Genomic DNA, 2582 nt, shown 5'->3' with positions numbered 1-2582 from the left:
TTTGAGTTTGGACAGCGCTAGCTGCGCCTAATAAGCGTTTATCATTATTTTATTCAATTTATTTTATCAACAGAGTATTCATTGATAGTGGTGAATACTGTGTTGTTTTGGAGATTTTTTACATGGGTGCTTCAGATACTACTCATTCAGTTCAGCAAGAATTTGCGCCTTTGAAAAACGATAGATTGCTACGGGCCCTGCGATTTGAACCAATTGACACTACGCCAGTCTGGATGATGCGTCAAGCGGGTCGTTACCTGCCAGAGTATAAAGCGACTCGTGCTGAAGCGGGTGACTTTATGAGCCTGTGTAGAGATACCGACCGTGCGACTGAAGTAACCTTACAACCGTTACGTCGTTATGATTTAGATGCGGCTATTTTGTTCAGTGATATTTTGACCATTCCTGATGCTATGGGGCTGGGGCTGTATTTCGAAACTGGTGAAGGTCCTAAGTTTAAACATCCCATTCGTCAGCAGGCCGACCTTGATAGGCTGCCAGTGCTTGATGTAAATGACTCTCTTGATTATGTGATGCGTGCTGTGACCAGTATTCGTAAAGCTTTGAATGGTCAAGTACCTTTATTTGGGTTTTCTGGTAGTCCGTGGACACTTGCCACTTACATGATTGAAGGTGGTGGCTCAAAAGATTATCGCTATACTAAAGGCTTCTTGTACAGTAACCCTGCGTTCTTACATCAGCTACTAGATAAGCTAGCAACGTCGGTGATTGATTATTTAGATGCACAAATTATCGCGGGTGCACAAATCGTACAGATATTTGATAGTTGGGGTGGGGCGCTTGGACATGACCAGTTTATTGACTTCTCTCATGTTTACAACAAGCGTATCGTCGCTGAGCTAAAAATACGCCATCCAGACGTGCCTGTGGTATTGTTTACTAAAGGCGGTGGTTTATGGCTAGATGTTCAAGCCAATAGCGAAGCTGATGCGCTAGGTTTGGATTGGACAATGCCACTGGATCGAGCTCGACAAGCACTATCGGACAGCCAGCGCCAGCTAACCAAAAAGCATAAAAAACTACAGCGAAGCAAGGCCATCCAGGGTAATTTAGATCCAGCGACTTTGTACGGATCGCCTGAGACCATTCGCAGCGAAGTGAATAAAATGCTTGATAGAGCCTACGCCTGTGGCGAAAAAACGGGCTATGTAGCCAACCTGGGTCATGGCATTACCCAATGGGTCAATCCTGATAATGCCAAAGTATTTGTAGATGCAGTACATGACTACAAAATATAGATAGTCAAAAAACGTGGATTAGCGAATTCATTGGGACGCCTAATCAAAAAGCACTCTACAGTAACCCGTATTTAACGCTATTAATAAAATGTAGCATCTAGGGTTTGTCAAGGTTCGTTTGTTGTGGTCGAAACCTACAAAATGAATGCTGACCAATATTAATGCTGATAAACCTTAGTACTCAGATAAGTAAAAGAAAAAAGGATATCTTATGATTTCAGCAGCTATTGTCGGTGGTACGGGCTACACAGGTATTGAGCTTATTCGCTTATTATCCGCGCACCCAAAAGTTTCGATTGACCTACTTACCTCACGCAGCGAGGCTGGTACGCGTGCTGATGAGATATACCCAAGTCTGCGTGGAATCTCGGACATCGTTTTTAGTGATTTAGGGGACGACACGCTTGAAACCTTGCGAAAGTGTGATGTGGTATTTTTTGCCACACCACATGGCGTTGCTATGAAACAAGCTGAGGCGTTGACGCAAGCAGGGGTTAAAGTAGTTGATTTGGCTGCTGATTTCCGTTTGCAGTCTTTGACTGACTTTGAGCACTGGTATCAACAGTCGCATGCTTGCCCTGAGTTACTTAAGGAAGCGGTGTATGGTTTACCTGAGGTCAATCGAGATAAGCTTGCTGATGCTTTGATTGTAGGTAATCCTGGTTGTTATCCGACCACGGCTATCTTGGGTTTGAAGCCGATCATTGAGGCGCAGAACAAGCAAGCAGAAAGACTGGTCGAGCCACGCATTGTCATTGATGCTAAGTCTGGTGTTTCTGGTGCTGGGCGTCAGGCAAAACTTGCGCTCAATTATGCGGAATCTACAGATAATTTCAAAGCGTATAGCGTGGAAGGGCACCGCCATCTACCAGAAATTGAGCAAGGTGTTTCGCAACTGCTAGACAGCCAGTTTACTCATCGTATTCGTTTTTTACCGCATCTTGTACCGATGATCCGAGGCATGCTGAGCTCTCTTCATATGGAGTTGACGGACGCTGGCGCAGCCATTGATTGGCAACAGGCTTTTGAAAATGCCTATGCATCAGAGGCGTTTGTAGATGTCATGCCGCAAGGCGTTTATCCCGATACGCGTAGCGTCCGCGCCAGCAATCGCTTGCGTATCGCTGTTCATCAAAACAACGATCGTGCCGAGCTGACTATTATCGTCGTACAAGATAATTTAGTGAAAGGCGCAGCAGGACAGGCTGTACAGAATATGAATGTCATGTTTGGATTAGATGAATCGTTGGGGTTGAGTTTTGCGCCAATTGTTCCTTAAGATAATGATTTAATATTTGTTTTCTGTTGCAGTGTTTAAGTCTA

The 2582-nt window shown here is 44.6% G+C and carries 2 protein-coding genes; both read left to right on the top strand.

Annotation, left to right across the window (positions count from 1 at the left end):
• Positions 1 to 122: 122 nt before the first annotated feature.
• The gene (hemE, locus tag L0J61_RS10490) at positions 123 to 1259 is read left to right on the top strand and encodes a uroporphyrinogen decarboxylase (RefSeq protein WP_301466385.1); all 1137 of its coding nucleotides are present in this window, start codon (positions 123 to 125) and stop codon (positions 1257 to 1259) included.
• 211 nt (positions 1260 to 1470) lie between these two features.
• Positions 1471 to 2538: an N-acetyl-gamma-glutamyl-phosphate reductase gene (argC, locus tag L0J61_RS10485; RefSeq protein WP_301466384.1), complete on the top strand. Its 1068-nt coding sequence runs from the start codon at positions 1471 to 1473 to the stop codon at positions 2536 to 2538.
• Positions 2539 to 2582: the final 44 nt, after the last annotated feature.

Origin of the sequence: Psychrobacter sp. (genome assembly GCF_030457785.1) — a bacterium.
Taxonomy (GTDB): domain Bacteria; phylum Pseudomonadota; class Gammaproteobacteria; order Pseudomonadales; family Moraxellaceae; genus Psychrobacter.
This window is presented reverse-complemented; position numbering and strand designations above follow the sequence as displayed.